19 protein-coding genes and 1 pseudogene are annotated in these 26,239 nt (G+C 56.8%); 16 read left to right on the top strand and 4 right to left on the bottom strand.

The window, feature by feature from the left end; translation table 11 throughout:
- Nucleotides 1-10: 10 nt before the first annotated feature.
- The 6 genes from K1558_RS08200 to K1558_RS08225 are packed head-to-tail and all read left to right on the top strand — an operon-like array spanning nt 11 to nt 9,260.
- Nucleotides 11-1,453 (top strand): tetratricopeptide repeat protein, encoded by a 1,443-nt coding sequence (locus tag K1558_RS08200; RefSeq protein WP_238650922.1) that lies wholly within the window; start codon nt 11-13, stop codon nt 1,451-1,453.
- Nucleotides 1,440-2,063, top strand: a complete 624-nt coding sequence (locus K1558_RS08205; protein WP_238650923.1) for a Yip1 family protein — start codon at nt 1,440-1,442, stop codon at nt 2,061-2,063. Before K1558_RS08200 ends, K1558_RS08205 begins: the two co-directional genes overlap by 14 nt.
- A gap of 18 nt (nt 2,064-2,081) precedes the next feature.
- A complete protein-coding gene (locus K1558_RS08210) occupies nt 2,082-4,616 on the top strand; it encodes a DUF5696 domain-containing protein (protein ID WP_238650924.1) in 2,535 nt (844 codons plus the stop codon).
- The gene (locus K1558_RS08215) at nt 4,613-5,512 is read left to right on the top strand and encodes a carbohydrate ABC transporter permease (RefSeq protein WP_238650925.1); all 900 of its coding nucleotides are present in this window, start codon (nt 4,613-4,615) and stop codon (nt 5,510-5,512) included. The genes K1558_RS08210 and K1558_RS08215 overlap by 4 nt, the downstream gene beginning before the upstream one ends.
- A 21-nt stretch (nt 5,513-5,533) precedes the next feature.
- Nucleotides 5,534-6,547: a carbohydrate ABC transporter permease gene (locus K1558_RS08220; protein WP_238650926.1), complete on the top strand. Its 1,014-nt coding sequence runs from the start codon at nt 5,534-5,536 to the stop codon at nt 6,545-6,547.
- 10 nt (nt 6,548-6,557) lie between these two features.
- Complete coding sequence (locus K1558_RS08225) at nt 6,558-9,260, top strand: glycoside hydrolase (protein WP_238650927.1); 2,703 nt, start codon at nt 6,558-6,560, stop codon at nt 9,258-9,260.
- A 98-nt stretch (nt 9,261-9,358) separates the two neighbouring features.
- Here K1558_RS08225 and K1558_RS08230 read toward each other — a convergent pair whose 3' ends face one another.
- Nucleotides 9,359-9,967 carry a superoxide dismutase gene (locus K1558_RS08230; RefSeq protein WP_238650928.1) on the bottom strand — a complete coding sequence of 203 codons (609 nt, stop codon included), beginning with the start codon at nt 9,965-9,967 and terminating at the stop codon, nt 9,359-9,361.
- 431 nt (nt 9,968-10,398) lie between these two features.
- Between K1558_RS08230 and K1558_RS08235 the strand changes: the two genes are divergently transcribed.
- From K1558_RS08235 to folE, 5 genes and pseudogenes are all read left to right on the top strand, one after another.
- The gene (locus K1558_RS08235) at nt 10,399-10,818 is read left to right on the top strand and encodes a GNAT family N-acetyltransferase (RefSeq protein WP_238650929.1); all 420 of its coding nucleotides are present in this window, start codon (nt 10,399-10,401) and stop codon (nt 10,816-10,818) included.
- Between the two features lie 202 nt (nt 10,819-11,020).
- Nucleotides 11,021-11,638, top strand: coding sequence for a signal peptidase I (lepB, locus tag K1558_RS08240; protein WP_238650931.1), 618 nt, complete (start codon nt 11,021-11,023; stop codon nt 11,636-11,638).
- Nucleotides 11,639-11,679: 41 nt separating this feature from the next.
- Nucleotides 11,680-12,873 (top strand): annotated as a pseudogene (queG, locus tag K1558_RS08245) (tRNA epoxyqueuosine(34) reductase QueG); the annotation flags it as partial.
- A gap of 125 nt (nt 12,874-12,998) precedes the next feature.
- Entirely contained in the window at nt 12,999-13,250 is a 252-nt protein-coding gene (locus tag K1558_RS08250) for a YneF family protein (RefSeq protein ID WP_238650934.1), read from the top strand.
- Nucleotides 13,251-13,304: 54 nt separating this feature from the next.
- Nucleotides 13,305-13,898: a GTP cyclohydrolase I FolE gene (folE, locus tag K1558_RS08255; RefSeq protein ID WP_238650936.1), complete on the top strand. Its 594-nt coding sequence runs from the start codon at nt 13,305-13,307 to the stop codon at nt 13,896-13,898.
- A 142-nt stretch (nt 13,899-14,040) separates the two neighbouring features.
- On the opposite strand, the gene K1558_RS08260 is transcribed toward folE, so the two are convergent.
- Complete coding sequence (locus K1558_RS08260; protein ID WP_238650937.1) at nt 14,041-15,219, bottom strand: Fe-Mn family superoxide dismutase; 1,179 nt, start codon at nt 15,217-15,219, stop codon at nt 14,041-14,043.
- A 144-nt stretch (nt 15,220-15,363) separates the two neighbouring features.
- Nucleotides 15,364-16,404 (bottom strand): alpha/beta hydrolase, encoded by a 1,041-nt coding sequence (locus K1558_RS08265; RefSeq protein ID WP_238650938.1) that lies wholly within the window; start codon nt 16,402-16,404, stop codon nt 15,364-15,366.
- 234 nt (nt 16,405-16,638) lie between these two features.
- On the opposite strand from K1558_RS08265, the gene K1558_RS08270 reads away from it, so the two are divergent.
- The 3 genes from K1558_RS08270 to K1558_RS08280 all read left to right on the top strand — a co-directional run bounded on the left by K1558_RS08270 (nt 16,639) and on the right by K1558_RS08280 (nt 21,020).
- The gene (locus K1558_RS08270; protein ID WP_238650939.1) at nt 16,639-17,388 is read left to right on the top strand and encodes an IclR family transcriptional regulator; all 750 of its coding nucleotides are present in this window, start codon (nt 16,639-16,641) and stop codon (nt 17,386-17,388) included.
- Between the two features lie 109 nt (nt 17,389-17,497).
- Nucleotides 17,498-19,717, top strand: a complete 2,220-nt coding sequence (locus tag K1558_RS33165) for a helix-turn-helix transcriptional regulator (protein ID WP_420800417.1) — start codon at nt 17,498-17,500, stop codon at nt 19,715-19,717.
- Nucleotides 19,718-20,000: 283 nt separating this feature from the next.
- Entirely contained in the window at nt 20,001-21,020 is a 1,020-nt protein-coding gene (locus tag K1558_RS08280) for an ABC transporter substrate-binding protein (protein WP_238650940.1), read from the top strand.
- Nucleotides 21,021-21,097: 77 nt separating this feature from the next.
- Here K1558_RS08280 and acnA read toward each other — a convergent pair whose 3' ends face one another.
- A complete protein-coding gene (gene acnA, locus K1558_RS08285) occupies nt 21,098-23,842 on the bottom strand; it encodes an aconitate hydratase AcnA (RefSeq protein ID WP_238650941.1) in 2,745 nt (914 codons plus the stop codon).
- A gap of 243 nt (nt 23,843-24,085) precedes the next feature.
- Between acnA and K1558_RS08290 the strand changes: the two genes are divergently transcribed.
- Nucleotides 24,086-25,114: an amidase domain-containing protein gene (locus K1558_RS08290; RefSeq protein WP_238650942.1), complete on the top strand. Its 1,029-nt coding sequence runs from the start codon at nt 24,086-24,088 to the stop codon at nt 25,112-25,114.
- A gap of 19 nt (nt 25,115-25,133) precedes the next feature.
- Nucleotides 25,134-26,225, top strand: coding sequence for a D-alanine--D-alanine ligase (locus K1558_RS08295; RefSeq protein ID WP_238650943.1), 1,092 nt, complete (start codon nt 25,134-25,136; stop codon nt 26,223-26,225).
- The last annotated feature ends 14 nt before the right edge of the window (nt 26,226-26,239 follow it).

Here is a 26,239-nt window from a genome sequence, read left to right on the forward strand (position 1 = left end):
GGCGTTAGGGTTGAGAATAAAGTCATCGATGCTGGTACTGGTATCGGTGCTGCTGCTGGCCTGCCTGTGTCCAAGGCCGGCGGAAGCCGCACCGTATGACGGGTATACCTATTCCTACTGGGGCGAAGCGGTGAAGTCGCCGATTGCTTATCTTCCCTCGCGGGCAATCACCGGGCTTGAGGCCGGAACAGGGGCCTGGACCGCCCCGGGCGACCTGTTCGTCTCCCCGGAGGGACTGCTCTATGTCCTGGATTCAGGGAACGGACGGATTGTCGTGCTGAATCAGCAGTGGAACACTGTGCGCACTATTGAAGGCTTCCGCAACGGAGGCAAGGAAGAACGCTTCAATAACCCCGAGGGTCTCTTCGTGACGGGGGAAGGCCGGATCTATGTGGCAGATACGGAGAACCGGCGGCTGGTGGAGCTGGATAGCGCCGGACGCTTTATCCGGGAGATCGGAGCGCCGAAGGCGGATGTGATCGGCGAGACGTTCGAATATTTTCCCCGCAAGGTGATTGTAGACAAGGCGGGACGCATCTATGTCGTCGGCAGGGGTGTCTATGAAGGGCTGATCGAATTCGACAGCGACGGGCAATTCACGGGGTTCATGGGCACCAACCGGGTACAGTTCGATCCGGTGGATCTGTTCTGGAAGTCGGTCTCCACCAAGGAGCAGCGGGAGAAGATGGTGCAGTTCATTCCGCTGGAATTCAATAACGCCGATGTTGATCAGGACGGCTTCATCTATACCACGACAGTAGACAAAAAAACCTTCTCGCCGGTCAAACGGCTCAATCCCTCCGGCATCGACGTCCTGAGGGTGAACGGGGAGATCGCGCCGATCGGCGACCTGAGCATGGAGCGATCGGCGTTCATTGATATTGATGTGGCGCGAAATGGGGTCTACCGCACACTGGATGCTACACGCGGGCGGGTCTTCACCTACAATGAGGACGGCAATCTGCTGTATGTCATCGGCCAATTGGGCAGCCAGCTCGGCACGTTCAAGAATCCGGCGGCGGTGGAGAGCTACGGCAACGCCATTTACGTGCTGGACCGCGATCTGGGGAGAATTACCGAATTCAAGGTAACCCGGTTCGGCAGCATGGTGAATGAAGCCAATCAGCTGTATAGCTCCGGCAAGCATAACGAAGCCGCCAAGCTGTGGCGGGAGGTGCTGAAGCTGGATGCCAACTATGAGATGGCCTATGTCGGCATCGGCAAGTCGCTGCTGCGCCAGGGCGAATACAAAGAGGCCATGACTTACCTGAAGCTGGGCAATGACCGGGAATACTATTCCAAGGCGCTGGGCAAATACCGGCGGGAGTATATGCGCGAGCATTTCAGTGTCTATATGACCGGACTCATAGTGCTGCTGCTGGGGGGCGCTGCAGCGGTCCGCCTGGTGAAGCGGCCAAGACAGAAGGGGGTGGCTCAGGATGCCGTTTCTTAAGGATATTAAATATTCACTGCATGTAGCAGTGCACCCCTTCGACGGATTCTGGGATCTGAAATACGAGAACAAAGGGAAGCTGCGCATGGCCGTAGGCATTCTATTCGCACTTACCCTGACCATGATCGTGAAGCGCCAGTACGTGGGCTATGTGGTCAATTACAACCATCCGCTGGAGCTGAACAGCATCAATGAGCTGAAGTATATCGTCTTCCCGTTCCTGCTGTGGTGTCTGGCCAACTGGTCGCTGACGACCCTGATGGACGGCGAGGGCAAATTCATGGAGATCGTAATCACGACGGGATACGCGCTGCTGCCGCTGATTCTGGTCAACATCCCCAATATTCTGCTCAGCAATATGATTACGCTGCGTGAAGCGTCCTTTTATCATCTGCTGGATTCGCTCGCGACACTGTGGTTCCTGTGGCTGCTGTTCATCGGGACGATGACGGTGCATCAGTATACGGTGCTCAAGACCATTACAACCATGCTGCTGACACTGGCGGTGGTGGGCATTATCATCTTCCTGGGCCTGTTGTTCTTCAATCTGATCCAGCAAATTGTCAGTTTTGTCTACACCATCTATCAGGAGCTGTCCCTGCGCGGATAAGAAAGGAGGAGCCTGGCCTTGAAGAAAAAGCTAACCATCCTTGCACTCGTGCTTATGCTTGCCGGGGCAGCCGTACCGCAGTCCGCCCGTCTGGCGGCTGAACCCGCCTCTAAAGCGGCGGCGCAGCCTGATTTACAGCAGACGCAGGACACCGCTGCGCCGCCGGAGCTGTCCGCAGAGCTGGAGGCCGTTCTGGACAACGAGTATCTGACCCTGTATCTGAACCGGGCCACCACGGAGATTGCCGTCCGGGACAAGGCAAGCGGAGCGCTCTGGTATTCCAATCCGCAGGACCGCGGGGAGGATGCCGTTGCCACCGGATACAATAAGTCCCTGCTGAACGTACAGGCGGAGCTGACCTATTATGACAGCAAGGGCAATCTGATGAGCTACGACAATTACACCCACAGCGTGCAGAGCGGCCAGTTCACGGTTGAACAGACCGGGGACAGCCTGAGCATCGTGTATACGCTGGGGGAGGTGAAGAGCAGCATCGACGCCATTCCCAAGTATATCAGCGAAGAGAGGTTCCGCACCCTGATTATGGACCGGATCGACAATGAGCGCGACAAGAAAGAGATCGACAAGCGGTTCAGATACGATGAGAAGAATAAGCGCTACGAACGGAGAGATACCTCCCTCAAGGGCGTCGGCCTCAAAAAAGTAACCGGCATCTTCGGGCAGATCGGATACGGCGAGGACCAGATTGCCATTGATAAAGCAGCCTACGGCGAAGAGGAAGGCGGGGCAGCCGTAGTGACGCTCCCGCTCGAATACCGGCTGGACGGGAAACGCCTGCGGGTAAGCATTCCCGGCGATAAGGTCCAGTACCCGGAGGCGATGCATATCCAGACGCTCTCTCTGCTCCCCTTCTTCGGGGCAAGCGGAACGGAGGATGAAGGCTACAGCCTGGTGCCGGACGGCTCCGGCTCGCTGATCCATTTCAATAATAACAAGCTGTACGCCACGCCTTACCGGACTGCCCTGTATGGACCGGATGCGGCGCTTCGTCAGCTGGGGCAAATGCAGCAGGAGGAGACGGCCCGTCTGCCCGTCTTCGGCATGAAATACAAGGACCGCGGCTTCCTGGCGGTGATTGAAGAGGGGGATGCGGTCGCTGCCGTGGAAGCGGATGTCAGCGGACGGCTGAATCAATTTAACACCGTCTTCTCCAGTTATACGCTGGGCAGTCTGGAGGAAGTGACGCTGACCAACGGCTGGCGCTCCAGCACAGTGAAGCAGTTCCAGTCCAGCGTCTTCTCCGGGGATATTGCGGTGGCCTACAGCTTCCTGGACCGGCAGGAGGCCAGCTATTCGGGCATGGCCGGGCGTTACCGGGATTACTTAAGCGAGCATAAGCAATTGACGCGGTTAGAGGGAGATACGGAGCTTCCATTCTACCTGGAGCTGATCGGCGGCATTCCGAAGAAGAAGTTCTTCCTGGGCATCCCTTACACGGCGTACGAGCCGCTGACCTCCTTCAAGGAGGCCCGGACCATTCTGGAGCAGATGCAGGAGAAGGGGATCGGGGGGATTAAGCTGCGGTACACCGGATGGTTCAACGGCGGCATCAGCCATGATTATCCGAAGTCCGTCTCTGTCGATAAAAAGCTTGGCGGAGCCAAGGGGCTGAAGGCGCTGCAGGCTTATGCACAGGAGCATGGCATCGGGCTGTATCCTGACGCCACCTTCCTGCAGAGCTTCCCGGAGGCCAAGGGCCTCAAGAAGTCCCAGGCCTCCCGGCTGATTACCGGCAAGCTGGCCCAGGTCTACCCTTACAATCTGTCTCTGCTCAAGCAGGATATGAAGCAGCCCTCCGGTTATGTGGTCAGTCCCGGGGCTCTGCCTGCCGCAGTGAACGGCTTCCTGGAGGATTATGAAGAGCTTGGGCTGACCGGCTTGTCGCTGCGCGATTTCGGCGCTGAGCTGAATTCCGACTTCACGGACGGGAAGGTTATGGACCGCCAGCAGGCTGAGGGGGTTGTCACAGAGCAACTGGAGCGGATGAGCGGTCCGGTGCCTGAGCTGATGGTGGAGGGAGGCAATGCGTATGCATTGCCCTTCGCCCGCCATATCGTTGCTGCGCCGATGCAGAGCAGCGGCTTCAATCTCACGGATGAGAGTGTTCCGTTCTTTCAGATGGTGTATCACGGCTATCTGCAATACGCCGGGACCCCCTGGAATATGGCGGATGATCAGGACGCCGCGCTCGGTCTCCTGAAGGCATTAGAGACGGGAAGCGCACCGTATTATACCTGGTTCTACGCCGACCCCTCCGCCATCAAAATGACCGGCTTCGACCAGTTGTACTCTGCGGATTACCGGAGCTGGATCGATCAGGCAGCGAAGCAATATCAGGAGCTGAGCAGCGTGCTGCGGAAGGTCCATGCCCAGCCGATTACGGAGCATATGGAGCTTGCTCCCGGCGTGTTCCAGACGGTTTTTGAAGCGGGAACGGCCATTGTTGTGAATTATAACGATACACCGGTCAGCATTGGCGGAGTGACCATAGACGGGCGGAATTATTGGGTTGGAGGTGAGAAGCTGCAATGAAATTCAAGAAGCTGTCCCTGGAGCAGAAAAACAGGTATTACGGGCTGTACTTCATTCTCCCCTGGTTTGTAGGCTTCTGCTTCCTGTTCCTGACGCCGCTGCTCTCTTCTCTGCGGTTCAGCCTGAGCAACCTTCAGGTTAATGACGAGGGGTTCACACTGAAGTATATCGGATTATCCAATTACCGCGAGGCGTTGTTCTCGCATGAGTCTTATGTCCGCACCCTGACGGGATCGGTGCTGGATATTGTGCTGAACACCCCGCTGATTCTGATTTTCAGCCTGTTTTTTGCCGTGTTGCTCAATCAGAAATTCCATGGCCGAGTGCTGGCCAGAGCGATCTTCTTCCTGCCTGTTATTCTGGCCTCGGGGATTATTGCCAGCATCGAGAACGGCGACCTGATGCAGTCAGTTGTGCGGAGCGCGAATGACACTACAGGCGGAGGGCTGTCGGTTATCAAGAATCTGGAGCTGACCACAATGCTGGTTGAATCGGGGATGAGCGTTACGGTGGTCGAGTATCTGACCGGGGCGGTCAGCCGGATCTATGAGATCGTCAGCCAGTCCGGGGTGCAGATTCTGATTTTCCTGGCCGGGCTGCAATCGATTTCCCCTTCACTATATGAAGCGGCCAAGATCGAAGGCTCCACAGGCTACGAGGCGTTCTGGAAAATCACCTTCCCGATGATCAGCCCGCTGATCCTGACGAATCTGGTCTACACCATCATCGACAGCTTCATCAGTGACCAGACCAGCCGCATGGTGGTGGATACCGCGTTCAAGAGCTTCAACTTCGGGCTGAGCGCAGCCATGTCCTGGATGTATTTTGCCATCATTGCGCTGTTATTGTGGATCACGACGGCACTCATCTCGCGTAAAGTCTTCTATCAAGACTAGCGGTTGGAAGGAGGAACTATCATGAAGACGGAGACGGCAGCAATGCCGCACCGTTCCGCCAAAGAGCGGCTGCACCGGCTGGCATCAAGCGCCTACTGGACCGAATTTACGAAGAAATGGCTATGGGTGATTGCCCGGTTCGTGCTGGTGTTCGGCATCTCGTTTGTCATTCTATACCCGATTCTGCTGAAGCTGTCGATTGCCTTCAAGAGCATGGACGATCTATATGATTCCACTGTGATCTGGATTCCGCAGGCCTTCACGCTGGAGAACTTCAAGCTGGTGTTCACCGCGATGAATTATCCTGTGGTCCTGAAGAATACCCTGTTGTTGTCCTCTGCGGTTATGATTCTGCAGACTATTATTTGTGTCCTGGCCGGCTACGGCTTCGCCCGGATCAGATTCAGGGGGAGCGGACTGCTGTTCGCTTGCGTGATCTTTACGATCCTGGTCCCCTCGCAGACGATTATGATTCCGCTGTACCTGCATTTCAAGAACTTTGACCTGCTGGGCCTGCTGAAGCTGTTCACCGGCAATCCGGTGAATCTGATCAATACGTATTGGCCTTTTATCATCTCGGCGGTGCTCGGCATGGGCGTGAAGACCGGCCTGTATGTGTACATCTTCCGCCAGTTCTTCCGGGGCATCCCCCGGGAGATTGAGGAGGCGGCGTATGTGGACGGGGCGGGCTACTTTGCCACCTTCGCACGGGTAATTCTGCCCAATGCCATCCCGTCCATGGTGACGGTAATGCTGTTCTCTTTCGTATGGCAATGGAACGATTCGTTCTTCACCAATATGTATCTGAACGAGCCGAAGGTGATGTCTTCGATGATGTCCTCGGCCGGCTACGGGATTGCCACGTACATGACCGGCGGCGGCCAGGCGGCGAATTCGCTCGTCCAGGACCCGTTCTTCATGTCCATGATGATGAACACCAGCGTGCTGATGGCCATTCTGCCGCTGATTATTCTCTATGTCTTCGTTCAGCGGCATTTCGTGGAGAGTGTGGAACGTTCCGGCCTAGTCGGTTAGGAGGATGATAATGAGAAGCAGGCGGCTAATGGTTGCCGTTGGCGTTCTAGTATCGGCTGCGGTTGTCCTTGGCGTATTTGGTTTATTCCACAGCCCCGCAAGCCCCGGCAGCAACACCGGCACCAACAGTAACAAGATAGAGGAGGAAACCCCTGTGCAGCACCAGATCCCGCCGGATGCGGTAATCACGATAGACGGCAGCATCCGCTATCAGACCATCGATAACTTTGGCGCATCCGATGCCTGGTCCATGGACCCCCTGGGGAAGGATTGGACTGAAGAGAACAAGAACAAGGTGGCCGATCTGCTCTTCTCACGGGACACGGGCATCGGGCTGTCGGCCTGGCGCTTCAATATTGGAGCCGGTTCGGCAGAGACCGATCAGGCCATTATTCCTGACCCGTGGAGAAGAAGCGAAGCATTCAAAATGACGGAGGACGGCCCGTACAACTGGAGCAGGCAGGCCGGGCAGCAGTGGTTCCTGCGGGCCGCCAAGGAGCGCGGAGTGGAGTCGCTGATTGCCTTCGTCAACAGCCCGCCGGTCTGGATGACCCGAAATGGCCATGCCCAGCCGGGCCCTGATGTTGGTTCCAGCAATCTGAAGGAAGGCGCTGAAGCGGACTTCGCCGCCTTCCTGATTGATGTCCTCCGGCACTTCGAGGAGGAGGGGCTGGAATTCGATTATATCAGCCCCATTAATGAGCCGACCTGGGATTGGAATCTGGCCCAGCAGGAAGCCAGCCGGTACAATAACGAGGATCTGAAGCGTGTGATCCTGGAGCTGAACCGCCAGCTGCGCAGCAGCGGGCTTATGACGCAGATCAGCGCACCGGACGGAGTGGAGATTACCTCCCTGCTGGATGACGAGCACTACCGGGAGTTTACGGGCAGCGGCGTCTACTCCAGCGGAGCGAACAGCCTGGGTCTCGGCAAGTACCGGGAGTATATCAAGGAGCTGCTCGGTGACCCTGAGCTTAAGGCGGCGGTAGGCAACAAGATTGCCTCGCATTCCTACTGGTCTGACTACAGTCATTCGGGCGATGACCGGCTGGTGAAGCTGAGAAGGCTGCTGGACAGCAACCTGAAGCAATACGATCCCCAGGCCAAGTACTGGGTCACCGAATACTGCATCATGGGTGACTATGGCCCGGGACGGGATCTGGGGATGGAGCCTGCCCTGCAGGTGGCGCGGACGATCCATTTCGATCTAACAGAGGCGAATGCTGCCGCCTGGCAGTGGTGGACCGCAGTATCCAAGGTGGATTATAAGGACGGCCTGATCTACACTGACTTCAAGCAGGCCGGGGATGAGCAGAACATTCTGACCTCGAAGATCTTGTGGTCATTGGGCAATTACAGCCGGTTCATCCGTCCCGGCGCGGAGCGGATTGCGCTCACCGGGCTGAGCCAGGAGGCCGGCAGCGGCCTACTTGGCTCGGCATACTGGCATGAGGGGGAGCAGAGTATAGCCGCGGTGCTGGTGAATGACAGCGATGAGGACCGGCGCGTGCAGCTCACGCTAAGCGGGCTGGGACTGAAGGCTTCGTCGCTGAAGTCTTATGTGACCAGCGCACAGCTGGATTTGGCGCGTGGAGAGGATGCGGCTGCGCGCGGTGATCAGGTGTTCGAGGCGGTCATTCCCGCCAAGTCGGTGGTCACGCTGGTAGCAGGCGGACCGGATAGCGGCGGGGAAGCCGCTGTCTCTGGGCAGCAGCAGAGAGCTCAGGCGAACCGGCCGGCCCAGGCAGCCCAAGCCGAAGAGCTTCCGCCTGCGGAGGCCTATGCCGGTTACCTGTTCAGCTATTTCACCGGTGAAGGCACGGAGGACGGCGAACAGGTCTACTTCGCCCTCAGCGAAGGCAACGACCCGCTGCACTGGAAGGAGCTGAACGGGGGCCGTCCCGTGCTGACCTCCACGCTGGGCGCCATGGGAGTGCGGGACCCGTTCATCCTCCGTTCGCCGGAGGGGGACCGCTTCTATCTGATCGCCACCGATCTGAAGATCAACGGTAACTGGGACTGGGGCGCAGCCCAGACACAGGGCAGCCGGGCAATTATCGTGTGGGAGTCGGATAATCTCGTAGACTGGTCCGCGCCGCGGGAGGCGCTGGTCTCGCCGGCGGAAGCAGGCAACACCTGGGCCCCTGAGGCCTTCTATGACCCGGAGAGCGGGGAATACATCGTGTTCTGGGCCTCGCGGATGTACGCCGATGCCAGCCATAGCGGAGATGCGTATCAGAAGATGATGTACAGCAAGACACGGGATTTCCGTACTTTTACGGAGCCGCAGATCTATATGGACTACGGGTATTCGGTTATAGATACCACGATGGTCGCCCACAACGGCAAGATCTACAGATTCACCAAGGATGAACGCGAGCAGGGAGCGGAGGCTCCTTTTGGCAAAATGGTGTTCCAGGAGTCGCTGGATTCCATATTTACGTCCGCTGTGAAGCGGCTGAGTGACGGTGTAGGGGGAGTGAAGGGTATTGAAGGCCCGACCCTGTTCAAATCGAATACGGAGGAGAAATGGTATCTGTTCGTGGATGAATTCGGGGGGAGAGGGTACATCCCGCTGGAGACGGAGGATCTTGATTCCGGCGAGTGGCGTGTCGCCGCGGACTACAGCCTGCCGGCCAGTCCCCGGCACGGAACCGTGATTCCGGTAACTCAGCGTGAGTATGAGGCGCTTTCTGCCCAGTACTTGCAATAAATGATTGTAAAAAGCAAACAAAAAGACAGGTTCACTTCTGCCTTGCGGGCAAGAGGTGAACCTGTCTGCTGTATAACAGCCTATCCGGCTGAATGTGCTTACTTAGCGCTGTCGTAGCGTTTGCCGACTTCTTCCCAGTTCACTACGTTCCAGAACGCCTTGATGTAGTCAGGACGTTTGTTCTGGTAGTTTAGGTAGTACGCGTGCTCCCATACATCGAGGCCGAGAATCGGAGTTGCGCCTTCGCTGATCGGGTTGTCCTGGTTAGGAGTGCTGGTGATTGCCAGCTTGCCATCCTTCACCACGAGCCAGGCCCAGCCGCTGCCGAAACGGGTAGTTGCAGCAGTAGCGAAATCTTCCTTGAACTTGTCGAAGCCGCCCAGCTCGCTGTCAATAGCTGCTGCCAGTGCGCCGGTTGGTGCGCCGCCGCCATTCGGTCCAATCACTTCCCAGAACAGGGTGTGGTTGGCATGTCCGCCGCCGTTGTTGCGGACCGCAGTGCGGATCGCTTCCGGTACAGCGTTCAGATCCTTCAGCAGATCCTCGATGCTTTTGCCTTGCAGCTCGGGTGCCTTTTCCAGTGCGGCGTTCAGGTTCGTCACATAAGTGTTATGGTGCCTGTCATGGTGAATCTCCATCGTCAGTGCATCGATGTGTGGTTCAAGCGCGTTGTTCGGGTACGGAAGTGCCGGTAATTGAAATGCCATGGAAAAATCCCTCCTGAGTATATGTTGGATTTGAACATGATGGTGCCTACCGGTCAGATAACCGGTGAGATATTCTTATTAAAACGTATCTGGAACAATAATGCAACACTAAACAAACATAAGTGTTTGAAAAGTATTTGCGGCCCTGTAGATCGCATGAATTGTTAGGGCTGTGTAAACGCGGAGAGCCCCGGAGGCAGGACTTTTAGACTGCAATTATAACCTAAAATATGTTAAATATGAAAGTTTATTTAATGAAAACGCTTCATATAAAGCGCTTTCCAAAGAAAAATGGTGATATCGCGAGAAATATGTGCTTTAATAGATTTAAAAGCAGGTATTCCTCGGTTTTTGATGCTTTTTTCCACTTTATACTGTTATGGAAACCCCTTCTTTTTGTTAAATTCTAAGCCAAAGGGAGACTTTTACGCATGCACGTTCGTTCCTTTCAATTAAGCGACGTTACTCCAGTGACTGAATTGCTGCAGACCGCATTATCGGAAGAATGTTTCGAGAGCACGATCGAGCCCTTCTCCAGGCAGCTTTCATGGGATTCTGATCTCATTGTAGTTGCAGAGGATGACGGGGAAATCATCGGTGCGCTGATTGGTACGATTGAGAAGAATCACGGATGCTATTTCCGCATTGCTGTCCATCCGGATTACCGCCGCAGAGGAGTCGGCAGGAGTCTTGTAACGGCGATGGAGAACAGATTTCAGGCGCGCAAGGTCAGCGGAATCTATGTTGCCTTTGATGAGCACAATTCCTTTGCCATGCCGCTGTATGAAGCAATGGGTTATGACGAGAACCAGATCTTCAAATCCGTGCGCAAGCTAAGCATTGTCGGGTAACTATAGCGAACCGGCACTGTAAGCGGAAACAAGTGTAGAGTAGAGAACAATGACAGGAGATGCTTCCCGCTAGAGGACATTCCTGCATGAACTGTTTCATTATACTAAAGCATATCTTCCCTGTGTCCATTGCAAATGGGCGGGAGATATGCTTTTCTATTGTTATGGATCGGATAACCTAATGGAAGCAAGTAGGTGACCTATGAACCCTGAGCTTGAAGAAGTATTCATGCGTAGCCGCAAGCAGAGATACAGATCTGTAACCCACCGCAAGCAGGGAAGCAGGGCCGGAAGACCCTGGCTGAAGGAGCTGCGGGAGTGGATCATTATTGCGGGGATCGTATTCGCGGTCATGTCTCTGCTTAATATCTATGTGTTCAATGTGTCTACCGTCATCGGCAAGTCTATGCAGCCTACCCTGTATGAGGGCGAGAAGCTGATTATCAATAAAATCTCTTTGAGCTTCGGCAGCCCGGGCCGCGGGGAGATTGTCGTTCTGCACGACCCCAGCACCGGACCGGACCGCAAGGAGTATCTGGTGAAGCGCATCATCGGTATCCCCGGCGATATTGTCGAGGTGAAGGACCGGCAGCTCTACGTCAACGGCAAGCAGGTGGAGGAGCCGTATACGGATACCACCATTCAAGATCCCGATTTCGGCGCGCTGACGGTGCAGGAGGGGACTTACTTCGTGATGGGGGATAACCGCCATGCCGGGGCCAGCAAGGACAGCCGCTACTTCGGTGCGGTAGCGGGGAGCAGCATCGTGGGCAAAGTCTCGCTGATCTGGTGGCCCTTCTCCAGGCTGCAAACCTTCTAGCAGGGTGCCTCATCTATTCTATCCACAAAAGGAGCGCGGAAATGAACTTCAACACTCAGGCCTCTTATGCTCCGCCCCCTTCACGGTGGGAGGAGCTGAAGGCTGACATCAAGGCGGCCGCATCCGAACTCGGTATTGATGATATCGGGTTCGCCACTGCGGAGCCGTTTTTATATTTGAAGAATATTCTTCAGCAGCACCGGGACAACGGTTATGAATCCGGCTTCGAGGAGCCGGATCTGGATAAGCGGACCGTGCCGGCGCTGCCGTCAGGGGAGCAGCCGCTCTCGATTATTGCGATTGCCGTTGCCTATCCCTCCAAGCTGGAGGACCCGCCCAAGTCGGAGCCGGGCGCACGCCGCGGCATTCTGGCCCGGGCCTCCTGGGGCCAGGATTATCACCATGTCCTCCGCGAGGCACTGGCGAAGCTGGAGAGCTTCATCCGGGAGCGTGTCCCCGATGCAGTGATGGAGAGCATGGTGGACACAGGAGCACTGGTGGATAGGGCCGTGGCGGAGCGGGCCGGGATCGGCTTCAGCGCCAAGAACTGCGCGATCATCTCCCCCAAGTGGGGATCATGGATCTATCTGGGGGAGATGGTGACGAATCTTCCTCTGCCGCCCGACCAGCCTGTTGAGGAGGGCTGCGGCGACTGCACGAAATGCATCGATGCCTGCCCTACCGGGGCTCTGGTCGGTCCCGGCCAGCTTAATGCCCAGGCCTGCATCTCCTATCTGACGCAGACCAAGGGGTTCCTGAGCGAGGAATATATGACCAAGATCGGCAACCGGCTGTACGGCTGCGATACCTGCCAGATTGTCTGCCCGCATAACCGGGGCAAGAACTGGAACCACCGCCCGCAGCTTCAGCCGGATCCCGAGATCGTCAAGCCGCTGCTGCTGCCGATTCTGGACCTCAGCAACCGCGGGTTCAAGGAGAAGTTCGGCAGCAGCAGCGCGGCTTGGCGCGGCAAGAAGCCGATTCAGCGCAACGCGGTCATTGCACTCGGCAACTTCAAGGAGGCTGCGGCAGTTCCGAAGCTGACGGAGATTGTGCTTAAGGAGCCGCGCCCTGAGATGCGCGGGACGGCAGCCTGGGCGCTTGGCCGCATCGGCGGCAGCGAGGCCCTTGCCGCCGTTGAACAGGCGCTTGACCGGGAAGAGGACCTGGCGGTCCGGGAGATGCTGGAACGGGCGCTAAGCAAGCTTCGGGAGCAGAAGGAAGCGGAGCGGGAATGAGCTGGATTAAGCCTGACGGCAGCCGTAATTACCAATTGCTGTCCAGTTGTTGAAATGCTATGATAGATTCGCGTGCCTTCATCAGGCATGTCCAGACACTAGAGTACAAAGGTGGATTACAGATGAATATTGCTTTGCCTATTATTACACTTGTTGTGGGTCTGATCGGCGGTTTCTTCATCGGCGTATACTATCTGCGCAGACAGATGACCAGTATGCAGAATGATCCTGAAATGCTGCAGAAGGTTGCCAAGCAAATGGGGTATAACCTGAACGGCAAGCAGATGCAGCGTGCCCAGCAGATGATGCGTAATGGCAATCAGCCTGGGCGTGCACCGGCAGCGTCCAAGGGAGCAGCCCGCAAGAAGAAATAAGCGGAACAGTGAAATAGAATTAGAGCCAGTTGCAGTGCGGAAGGGGGAGATGTCATGGGGGGACTCAAGGAATACTTGAACGGGAAGGTAGCTGCGAACCGCGAGCAGATTGAATACCATGTTCAGAAGATATTGGAACTGGTCGGTGAGGATACCAGCCGTGAAGGCCTGCTGGAGACACCGGCCAGAGTGACGCGGATGTATGAGGAGATCTTCGGCGGATATTCGGTGGACCCGCGCGAAGCGCTGGGCGTAACCTTCGACGAGTCGCATGAAGAGCTTGTGATCGTGAAGGATATTGTCTATTACAGCCAGTGTGAGCATCACATGGCTCCTTTCTTCGGCAAAGTGCATATCGGCTATGTGCCCAGCGGCCGTATCGCCGGGCTCAGCAAGCTGGCCCGGCTCGTTGAAGCCGTCAGCCGCCGGCTGCAGGTCCAGGAGCGGATTACCGCCCAGATCGCCGACATTATGACAGAGGTGCTGAATCCGCATGGCGTCATGGTCGTAGTTGAAGGCGAGCATCTGTGCATGTGCGCCCGGGGTGTGAAGAAGCCGGGCAGCAAGACCGTTACGATGGCGACCCGCGGCACCTTCCGCGAGGATGCTGCCGCCCGGGCCGAGTTCCTGGCCCTGATCAAGGAGTAGGAATGGATAAGCCCGCCTGCCACTTCATTGTGGCGGCGGGCTTTTTTTGTAGATTAGGAATTATGATTTTCGTTCGGTGTGGATAAGTTGTGAGCGTAGGCGCGTGAGCCGGATGTGGTCGGAAAACCGACCACATCCGGCTCTAGAACGGCTGCCACACCAGCTTGCGGGCGGCGCTGTAGCGCTCGGCGACGTAAGGCCAGTTCACGACCTTCCACCAGTCCTGGATATAATCCGCACGGTTGTTCTGATGCTTGAGGTAGTAGGCGTGCTCCCATACATCGAGCGCCAGCAGCGGCACTACATCCCACTGGGACAGGTTCTGGTGCTTCTCGGCTGTCAGGATCTCCAGTCTGCGGCTGCGCGGGCTCCAGACCAGCAGGGCCCAGCCGCCGCCCTCCACTTTGTTGGCGGCCTCAGTGAACTGGGCCTTGAAGGCGTCGTAGCTGCCGAAGCTGCGTTCGATGGCGTCGAGCAGCGCTCCGTTCGGGCGGCCGCCGCCCTGCGGGGACATCACATTCCAGAAGATGGTGTGCAGATAATGGCCTGCCCCGTTGAAGGCCAGCTCCCGCTCCCAGTGCTTGACCAGATCATAATCGTTACTCATGCGTGCTTCTTCCAGCTTCTTCTCTGCTTTGTTGAGTCCGTCTACATAGCTCTGGTGGTGCTTGTCATGATGAATCCTCATGGTCTTCTCGTCAATGTACGGCTCCAGGGCATTGTAGGCATACGGCAGCGGGGGAAGGGTATGGCCGCCGATAGGGACCATCCCCGCCTCGCGTGATTCCCATAACGGAATGGTGAAGGTGCCTGTTCCCTGCAGGCTATCTGCGGCCGGCCCGGGGGCGGCAGGCTCATTCTGCTTCTGCGGATTCATGCGCATCATCCCGGAGCCGTAATCCGCAGGGGTCATGGCGGCAAGCACAGCCAGGAAATATTCGGACTCCCGGATAAAGTGGGAGATGGTGGTTCCGGCCAGGGGATAGGCATTGACCGCCGCGCTGGCCTCCTTCATGGCCTTCAGATGGCGGATGAATTCAGCCGACTGGTCACAGGCGGTGTGGACCAGCAGCTCCGTCTCAGCTGCCTGGCTTCCCGGAGCACCGGGGGCTGCAGTCTGCGGAAGGGCAAGCAGGCTCTGCGCCGCCTGCTCTGTGGCCAGGAAGACTACGGCCCAATCCTGCAGCAGCTTCACATAAGGCTCTTCCAGCCGCGGGATTATCTGGATCAGCACCTCGGCGTGTTCCTTCTCCTGGTTCTTCCAGAAGGCGATCTCTCCCAGAAGCTGCACCGGCAGCGGTGTGACATATACATATGGCATGACATATCCTCCCGTCCTTAAATTCCAACGCTTCATTATATGCGGGGGCGGGGCGGCTTATGAGACTGGCTCTGCGGAGCACAGCCAAAATAAGCATGCACAGAATGTATCCGGGATACATCTGCACATGCTTGTATACTTAGCTTATCTGCTCGCTGTGGAGCTGCCGCCTTCCCCGCTGATGGAGGCAAGCTGCACATTGCCGAGGAAGGCCGAGACCCGGCGGAGATATTCGCGCGGATGCTCGCGGAACAGCAGTTCATGATGGCTGCCCTCCACAATCCAGGAACTTGAATACGGGTTGCTCTGATTAGCGGCCAGCTCTTCGGCAATCGGATATGGCGCCTTATCATCCTTCGTCCCATGCATGAAGAGCACCGGGAACGGATAATCCTTCGACTTGACCTTGGAATAAGGAATCTGATTCAGTCCTGTGCCGTTCAGCACCGGGAAGAGCATCTCCATAATCTCCAGCGAAGGCTGGCGGGGGAGATTGATATTCTGCTTGATGTTATGGTACAGGGTGTCCGGCTCCAGCAGGAAGGTGCTGTCCAGAATCATCGCATCCACGTCCTTGGTCACAAGGCCGGCCTGCAGGGCGGTGCCTGCTCCCATCGAGAAGCCCCAGACCACAATCTGGTCAGCCCCTTCGTTCTTGGCGAACTCGATCGCCCCAAGCAGCTGCTGGGATTCTTTTTTGCCGCCGGTGGCGATATCCCTGTCGGTCTTGGAGGCGAAGCCGTAATCGAACATCACCACATTGAATCTCAGGCTATGCGCATAATGGGCCAGATCATACATGGGCACCCAGCTCTCTTCGCGGTTGGCGCCGTAGCCGTGGCTGAAGATGATCGTCTTAGTAGAGCCCTTGGACGGGATATACCATCCCTCCATTATGCGGCTGCCGTCCTTCGCCGGAAAGGTAATGTCCTCGTAAGCCAGACCTTTGGCCTCATAAGGGTTGGAATACAGAGGCGCTACCGTCGGATTCGAGAGCACCCAGGCAATATAGCCGTGCAAGGCAATGAAGCAGAAGACGAAGAAGAAGAACACGGACAACAGCAAGGCTACAACGATGTGCTTGAAGCGTATCATCCGCAGCGAAATTATAGGGGCTGAGGCGGGTTTGTCCTCGTTAGGGGTACGGGAGACCGGCGCATTATGATGACTTGTTGCCAGATTCATAAGGTCCCCTCCTATAGATTAGTTACATGAATAGTTCATATATTTAATCGTAAAATTATGCCCTTATAAAGTCAATGAAATCGCCTTTTTTGTAATGTAACTGTAAACTGTGGGCCGGCTGAAAGGCCTGATGAATATACTGGACTTTTTTTAGGCACATGCACTAAGATAGAACTATCATAATAATAATGTAACCGGGTTTCAATAGGTGAAACATGTGAAGGGGAGATCGGGGTGGAAGACCGAAAACTGACCGTACGCGCCGTAGAGCGCGCGCTGGATATCTTGCTGTGCTTCACTCAGGATCAAGATTATGACCTGAGTCTGACGGAAATCGCCGCCAAGATTGGCCTGCATAAAAGCACGGTTCACCGTCTGCTGACCACGCTGGAGGAGAAGGGCTTCCTGCAGCGGGATGAGGGGACGGACAAATACCGCCTCGGCATCCGTATCTGGGAGCTGTCGACACATCTGCCGACGCTGAATGAACCGGCGGCGCTGCTGCTGCCGGCCATGGAGCGGCTGCGTGACCGCCTGGGGGAGACCGTCAGCCTCTATTTGCGTGACAACCTGGAGCGCGTGCGCATTCAGGCGGTCCAGAGCCGCCAGGCCATCCGCCGGGTCGCGCAGATCGGCGCGCGGCTGCCGCTCTCGGTAGGCGCCTCCAGCAAGGTGCTGGCCGCCTATGCGCCGCCGGAGGTGCAGGTGCGGCTGCTGGCAGATCCGTCCTGGCCGGAGACGGTCGAGCGGAGCCAGTACCTTGAGCAGCTCAAGGAGGTCACCCGCTGCGGATATGCGACCAGCTTCGAGGAGCGCGAGCCGGGTGCAGCTGCTGTGGCTGTGCCGATTGCCGGCCGTTCCGGCGGTGTGGTGGCAGCACTCTCGCTGTCGGGACCGGTCAGCCGCCTGTCGCGGGATACGCTGGAGGAGTATGCGGTCATTCTGAAGGAGGCCGCTGCCGAAATGGGACTGATGATGGGCTAACCGGCTTGCACAATTCATTGTATATCTAGTCAAAATGAACTATCATTAATCATATTACTTCAAATTATTAATGAAGAACCAAAAGGAATCCAGAGCATGAGGTGAGGGGATGAAGGCTGTTATACCCAATTCACTGATGGGAGAAATTCAAGAGCTCCAGGATACGTTTGGCTCGGTTACAGGCCAAGCTATTGTGCTTACGGATCAGGCAGGGAATGTAGTTACCCGCCCAACGCTTTCCGGAATATTCTATCAGAAGCTGTTCATGTCTTTACAGGGTACAGAGCGGCCGTTCGAGCCTACGCTGCTGCGAATGGGGCCCTTGACGTATCCCGCTGTACTTGAGGAATGGGTCCCCGGCCTGAAATATGTTGTCAATCCGCTGGTCCCCGATTATGGGCAGACCTACTATCTGTGGTCCGGCCTGTATATGGAGGAAGGCGCCCGGGAGCTGGTGCTGCGGGCATTCGAGGCCAAGATGCGGAACCACCCGCAATATGAGTGGCTGCGGGCTGAGGTGTCAGCCATGCCCGAGCTGGACCGGGACGGAATCAGCAGGATCAGGGCGAAGCTGGCGGTGCTCGGCAATATACTCTCGAAGCTGCTGGCCGGCGCTGTGCTTAAGCCGCTGGCCCAGCGGAGCGGACAGATTATCTCCCAGCTGCTAACCAATCTGGAGGACGAGTTCCTGCAGATTGAGGTTGTGCTGCAGCATATGGCCGGCTCGCTCTCCGGTGCGGAGCTGTATGCCTTCGCCCAGGAGGGAGAGGCCGGCAAGTTCAAGGTGGGCTATTCCGCGGGCAGAGAGGCCCGCCTGCTTATGAATGCCGAGTTCCAGCAGGGAGACGGCTTCCTGGGACAGGCGGTGCTCGGCAGCGAGCCCCGGCATTGGCAGAACGCGGCCAAGGATCCTAGAGCAGTCTTCTTCACCCAGCGCGGAATCTCGCAGCCGGAGTATTTGTCATGTTATCCGGTGAAGATTAACGGCGGCCGCAGAGCGCTGCTCCTGGCCGTAGGCTTCAGCGGCACACGCCAGGTGCAGGATTATGCGCAGCATGAGCAGAGCGTTGCAGCGCTGTTGTCTCTATCACTGCGCGGGGAGCGGCTGGTGCAGCGTGAAGCACTCCGCAGCGAAGCCACCCTGCGGCTGAAGGAAGCGGCCAGGCAGCTGCCGCAGACGGCCTCGCTTCAGGAGCTGGGCGTAAGGCTGCTGGATATGATTATGGGGATGCCGTTCTCGCCTTCCTCCGTGCTGGTGTTCTTCGAGGAGGTACAGGAGGACTCACAGTCCGCCAAGGGGTGGAGACCGGAGGAGGCCGCGCTGTACGTCCAGGATCTCCGCAGCCGCTATTCGGCACAATCCTTTCTCTCCTCCACGATCATTAACGGGGAGGCGGAAGGCCAGGTTCTTCTGGAGTGCCCGCTCATTGCCGATAAAATGTTCAAAGGCATCCTGTCAGTCGGCTTCAGACAGCGCAGTGAGGCGGAAGAGTGGCTGGTCTTTGCCGGCTGTCTGGCCAGCCTGGCCAGCACAGCGATCCGCCTGATTGAGAAGGATAACAGGCATACGAAGCAGGCGGCGGTCTTCCTGGAGCATACCCATCATTATCTGCACAGCAGCCATCCGGAGCTGCACCGCCTGTCGGCGGAGGCTTCATCCATGGCGTATGAGCTGGCCCGCTATACCGGTCTGCCGGAGAGAGAGAGCGAGCAGATGAGAACGGCTGGTCTGCTGGCCCCGTTCAAGCTGGACTTCCTGCTCAGATATGGATTCTACCAGGAAGAGATTGCCCTCTTGAAGCAGGTAGACCAATTTACATCGTTCTACTTCGATATTAATAAGCCGGCTGTGTCCGTACCGGCCCAGCTGCTGGCGCTGGCGCTTCATCATACAGGCCAGGGCGCCGATAAGGAGCAGCTGCAGGACTCCGACCCGGTGTGGCTGGATTTCTCCCGCTTCCTGCTGGATAACTACATGCCGGAAGAGCTGTACAGTGAGCCGCGCGAGGCCTTCCAGTCCTTCCTGCGCAGCCGCGCAGAGGCTCAGCCGGTTAGAAGAAGCCTGTCAGCGGTGAAGCTATTGAACAGTGCAGCGCTGAAGACGCCCAAGGAGGAGTGGGGCATCTCGCCGCGTGAGGAAGAGGTACTGGAATTAATTATTCTGGGCAAGACGAATAAGGAGATTGCCAGTACTCTGTTCATCAGCGAGCACACGGTCAAGAATCATCTTAGCCGCATCTTCAATAAGATGGATGTCACCGACCGCTCCCAGATCATTGCACTGGTCTACAAACGAATTTTCGACTCCGAGCGTATTGAGATCTCCTGATATTCAGGGGCCAATCCTTTGACGCGTTATGCCGGAGCAAGAACTGAACGGGAGCTGTCCCAGAAGCCATGAAACGGCTGCCTGGGCCGGCTCTTTATGCTGGAGCAGTTACCTGCGCATCAGGCAAAATGTATGTTGTTTTCCGCATACCTAATTCCCATAACTAAGGGGCTGTCACTTTGGGGACAGCCCCTTAGTTTATGTTGCCAGCCGGCAAACTCTATGTTATCATCATAAATGATAATGATTATCAATATCATACATACTACATAGGGGGATTATCTTGCGCAACAATAAACGAAGTCTTGTCTTGTTGGTCTTCAGCTTAGTTATGGCTCTGCTGCTTGCCGCTTGCGGCCAGTCGAATAACTCCGGAGGGGGCTCCGGTGCGGCAGCCAATGCCCCGGCGCCGGAGGCTTCTTCAGCCCCTGCTGCAACATCGGCTGCAGCCGGAAGCTCTGATGACGCGGAGATGGTCACCTTCCAGGATGGAGCCGGGGAGGTTCAGGTGCCTAAGAACCCGCAGAGAATCGTGGACACCACAGCCTTTTACACAGGCTATCTCCTGGCGCTGGGTGTGGAGCCCGTAGGGGTCATGGAGGGGGCTAAGGCCAGCCCGTATCTTGCAGACATGCTTGTAGGCGCAGAAGCGCTTGGTAATGATGTCACCCCGGAGAATATTCTGTCGCTGGACCCTGATCTGATTATTGTGTACACCGGCACGGAAGGCGTTGACAAGCTGAAGGAGATTGCGCCTGTGGTGCAGATTCAATATGGGGCCAAGAATTATAAGGATCAGATGCTTGACTACGGCAAGCTTCTGAACAAGAATGAGGAGGCCAAGGCCTGGGTTGAGCAGTGGGAAGCCCGGATCGCCGGGCTGAAGCCGCAGGTACAGGCTGCTGTCGGCAATAAGACGGTATCCATCCTGAATCCATATGCCAAGGGATTGTATGTCTTCGGGCATAACTATGGCCGGGGCGGCGAGATTCTGTACGGGGAGTTCGGCCTGAAGGCTCCGGCGGAAGCGCAGAAGGAAGCGATAGACAGCGGAACCGGCTGGGCTTCCATCTCCCTTGAGAAGCTGCCGGACTTTGCCGGCGATATTATCTTCACCTGTCCATGGTCCGGGGATACTTCTGACCCGAAGGCTGTCTATGACAATGCGCTGTGGAAGGGGCTTCCGGCTGTGAAATCAGGACATGTATTCCAGCTCAACCCTGCTGCTGACACGTTTAATGATCCGATCTCCCTGGAGAAGCAGCTCGATTTCATTACAACAAGCCTGCTGTCGGTCAAATAAGCTCTTGCTGCACCCAAAAAAGCTGCGCGGAATCAGGATGAACTCTGATTTCGCGCAGCTTTTGTATTCAGGCAGGCTTATTCCACCGGCAGAGCCGATTCTGAAGCGGTCGCATCAGCCAGCATCTGGCGGAGTACGGTCTGCAGAATGCCGCCGTTACGGTAGTAGTCGATGTCCACGCTGCTGTCCAGACGGGCAGTGACCGGGAACTCGAACTGGGTGCCGTCTTCGCGGGTAGCTGTAACCGTCAGTTCCTGTCCAGGCTGTACGTTATTGTCGAGGCCGGTAATGTCGAAGGTCTCGCGTCCGGTCAGGCCCATGCTGCTCCAGCCATAGCCTTCCTGGAATTGCAGCGGCAGTACACCCATGCCGACAAGATTGCTGCGGTGAATCCGCTCGAAGCTCTCGGCGATAACGGCTTTGACGCCCAGCAGCAGCGTTCCCTTGGCTGCCCAGTCACGGGAGCTGCCGGTGCCGTATTCTTTACCGGCGATAACGATCAGATTCTGCCCGGCAGACTGGTACAGCATAGAGGCGTCATAGATCGACATGACCTCATCGCTCGGCAGGAAGGTGGTTACGCCGCCTTCTGTGCCTGGAGCCACTGCATTGCGGATACGGATGTTGGCGAAGGTTCCGCGCATCATCACTTCATGGTTCCCGCGGCGCGAGCCGTAGGAGTTGAAGTCAGCACGTTCCACGCCATGACCCCGCAGATATTCTCCGGCTGGGCCTGAGGTAGAGATGTTACCGGCCGGTGAGATATGGTCTGTAGTGACCGAATCGCCCAGCAGTGCAAGCACACGGGAGCTCCTGATGTCCTTAATGTCGCTTACACCGTCTGCCAGATGCTCGAAGAATGGCGGATTCTGAATGTATGTGGAGTTGCTGTCCCATTCATACAGCTCGCCTTCCGGTACAGGAATGTTATTCCAGCGTTCATTGGCGGTGAAGACATTCTCGTATTTACGGCGGAACATTTCCGGACTCAGGGAGAGTCCGATTGCTTCACGGATCTCGGCGGATGTCGGCCAGATGTCAGCCAGGAAGACAGGCTCGCCCTGCGGGTCATAGCCCAGCGGCTCGGTCTTCAGGTCAATATTCACCGTGCCGGCAAGGGCATAGGCGACCACCAGCGGCGGTGAAGCCAAGTAGTTGGCTTTGACCTGGGCATGGACACGGCCCTCGAAGTTGCGGTTCCCGGATATTACAGCAGCAACTGTCATATCATGTTCTGTAATGGCTTCGCTGACTTCATCCGGCAGCGGGCCGGAGTTGCCGATACAGGTAGCGCAGCCGTAACCGGCCAGATAGAAGCCCAGTGCCTCCAGCGGCTTCAGCAGATCGGCCTTCTGCAGATATTCTGTCACCACCAGGGAGCCGGGGGTCAGACTGCTTTTGACATAGCCTGGTTTGGTCAGGCCGCGCTCTACAGCCTTCTTGGCCAGCAGCCCAGCGCCCAGCATAACGCTCGGGTTGGAGGTATTCGTACAGCTGGTGATCGCTGCAATGACGACCGCTCCGGCGGACATCTTGCTGGTTGTGCCGTTCTTATGCTGCACTTCCACGGTTTCGGCGATCTTCTCATCGCTGAGGCCGTAGCCTCCTTTATCGATAGGGGTGCGGATAATTCCGTTGAAGTCCTCTTTCATATGGGTCAGCTCTACCCGGTCCTGCGGACGCTTCGGTCCGGCAAGGCTCGGAACCACAGAAGCCAGATCCAGCTCAATGGTATCCGTGAATACAGGGTCCGGAGTATCTGCGGTGCGGAACATGCCCTGAGCCTTGTAATAGTCGCCGACCAGCTCCACCAGCTCATCCGGGCGTCCGGTGCTGCGCAGATAGGCCAGCGTCTCGTCATCCACCGGGAAGAAGCCGATCGTTGCACCGTACTCCGGCGCCATGTTGGCAACCGTTGCGCGGTCCGCCAGACTGATGTTAGCCAGTCCGGGACCGTAGAATTCGACGAATTTGCCGACAACGCCCTTCTTGCGCAGCATCTGGGTTACAGTAAGAGCCAGGTCAGTTGCCGTAGCACCTTCGATCAGGCTGCCGGTAAGCTTGAAGCCGATGACATCCGGGGTAACGAAATAGAGCGGCTGTCCGAGCATGCCTGCTTCCGCTTCAATCCCGCCGACCCCCCAGCCCACTACGCCAAGGCCGTTAATCATCGTAGTGTGAGAGTCTGTTCCGACAAGTGAATCCGGGTAGACCACAGTCTCGCCGTCAACGGTCTTAGTGGCCGCTACAGAGGCCAGATACTCCAGGTTCACCTGATGCACGATTCCTGTAGCCGGAGGCACCGCACGGAAGTTATTGAAGGCGGTCTGCGCCCAGCGCAGGAAGCGGTAGCGCTCCTCGTTGCGCTCGAATTCCACGTTCATGTTATAATCCAGCGCATCGGCTGTTCCGAATGCATCGACCATAACGGAGTGGTCAATAACCAGGTCAACCGGCACGAGCGGGTTAATCTTCTTCGGATCGCCGCCCGCCTTCTTAACGGTGTCGCGCATCGCTGCCAGATCGACAACCACGGGGACGCCGGTGAAGTCCTGCAGGACAATCCGGGCAGGGATGAACGGAATTTCCTTATTGCGGTCAATACCGCCCGACCAGTTGGCCAGCTGCTTCACGTGCTCTTCAGTAATCGCCCGTCCATCGTACTGGCGGACAGCCGCCTCAAGCAGTACTTTAATGGAGAAAGGCAGGGAGGAAATATCGCCTGCGCCTTGCTCTTCCAGCGAATTCAAATGATAGTAGCGATAGTTCTTGCCGCCTGATGTCAGATTCTTGGCCAGTGAGAAATGATCCTTGCTTGGCATATATGCGCCTCCTCGTTTCATCTGATGAAACTACATTTCATAATTCCTATACTTTTAAGTATAACGTTTACAAGGGGGGGAGTAAAGTTTTTTTTACTTCAGGATGTGAGGTTTGCCGCAGCAGAAATCGCTGTAAGGCTGCTCCTCCGCAGAGTTAAATCGACGCTGTGCTGTATAGGTGCATGAAATCCTTCATATATATAGGACAGCAGCCAAAACGGCAACGAAAGGGCGGAGTATGAAATGGAGCAGCAATGGAAAAAAAGTCTCTATGTCTATGTGGATCAGCTGAACAAGGGGCGGGTTGCCCCCGGGTCCGGGCCGCGCCATACCACGATCAGGGACCTGCGGTTCGTGGAGGAGCAGCAGGAACGCTCCCGGCGGATTGCAGAGTGGTACAGACGGCGGGGCATTACTCCGCTGCGCGGCGAGACCGGCGTCAGGACCGTACGTACCGTACGGCAGAACCCGGCCGAGGTCGTTGCCGATGTGGCGCTTCACAGCGCCTTCTACTATGAGAAGGGCGGAATGACTCACCGCGAGGATGTGGTGGAATCGGAGCGCCTGACCTTCGTGCGCGAGAAGGGCGGATGGGAGATTGTGACCGTGGAGCACCGTGTGCCTGAGCGCAGCGGAGTGCGCAAGGTGGTGGAGAGCGAGCCGGCGCTGCGGCTCTCGCAGTGGGGCGAGGTGCTGCCGTCCCCGCGTCCGTCCCAGCCGCTGCTGAACCGGCGTGTCCTGGGCGGGGCCGGGCGGGAGAGCGCGGTGCGCTACCGCCGGGAGGAGGCTGCGGCGTATGCCGACCGCTGGTGGAAGGACGGGAACCCGGAGTTCGAGATTTTTGAGGTGGACTGCACCAATTATGTCTCCCAATGTCTCTTTGCAGGGGGAGCGCCTATCCACTATACTGGTAAAAGAGAAACGGGCTGGTGGTACAAGGGCTACAACGGTGCCCAGGAATGGTGGAGCTTCAGCTGGGCGGTCTCGGACAGTCTGCAGCGCTATTTGAGCGGAAGCCGCCAGAGCGGTCTGCGCGCCGAGCTCGTCGAGCGTCCCGATCAGCTGCAGCTGGGCGATGTTATCCAGTATGACTGGGACGGCAACGGACATTACCAGCACAGCACAGTTGTCACTGCCTTCGATGCAGGCGGCATGCCGCTGGTGAATGCCCGGACCGTCAGCAGCCGCCACCGCTACTGGGACTATAAGGATTCCTATGCCTGGACGGACCGGACGGCTTATCGTTTTTTTCATATTAATGACTACTTATAATTCGGAAAGAGGTTAGGGCATGGGAAACGCTAAGACTACCGTAGGATTGGTGTACGGCGGCAAATCCGGGGAGCATGAGGTATCGCTGCAGACGGCTTTTGCGGTTATGAACGCTTTTGACTACGATAAATATGAGATTGTTCCGTTCTATATTTCCAAGCGGGGCGTATGGAAGGTGGGGGCAGCGCTTGAGGCTCCCTTCACTGCGATTGAGCAGCTTAAGCTCACTGAGGCCTCCGGAGATATGGGGACCGCACTGAACGCTGTGTTCAGCGGACTCAGCGGCGGCGAGGCGATCATTGATGTGATGTTCCCTCTGCTGCATGGCACGAACGGAGAGGACGGCACCATTCAGGGGCTGTTCGAGATGGCGAATATCCCGTACATCGGCGCAGGCGTGCTGGCCTCCTCGGCGGGCATGGATAAGGTGGTCATGAAGAAGCTGTTCGGCGAGGCCGGGCTGGATCAGTGTGAATACTGTTACTTCAATGCGGCGAACTGGAAGCAGCGCAGTCATGAGCTGATTGTCGGCGTGGAGGATAAGCTGGGGTATCCGGTATTCGTCAAGCCGGCCAACCTGGGCTCCAGCGTGGGCATCTCCAAGGCCTCAGACAAAGAAAGCCTGATCAAGGCGGTGGACCATGCCTTCCGCTATGATACGAAGGTAATCATTGAGGAATTCATCGATGCCCGTGAGGTAGAGGTCGCGGTGCTGGGCAATGAGGAGCCGGAAGCTTCAGTTCCGGGTGAAATTGTCTCTTCCGGTGAATATTATGATTATGCGGCCAAGTACACCGACGGCAAATCGCAGATGCTGATTCCGGCACCAGTGGATCCTGAGGTGGCTGACCACCTGCGGGAATCGGCAATTGTGGCCTTCAAGGCCATTGAGGGCAGCGGGATTACCCGGGCCGACTTCTTCCTGCGGAAGTCTGACGGCAAGATTCTGATTAATGAAGTGAACACGATGCCGGGCTTCACCCCGTTCAGCATGTATCCGCTGCTGTGGCGTGAGACCGGTGTATCCTACCGGGCGCTGCTGGACCGCATGATCAGGCTTGCGCTGGAGCGTTACCGGTTCAGACAGGGACTCAAATACGATAATGAATAATACACGGTGATCGG

The sequence above is a fragment of the Paenibacillus piscarius genome (assembly GCF_022234545.1).
Lineage (GTDB): Bacteria > Bacillota > Bacilli > Paenibacillales > Paenibacillaceae > Paenibacillus_AQ > Paenibacillus_AQ piscarius.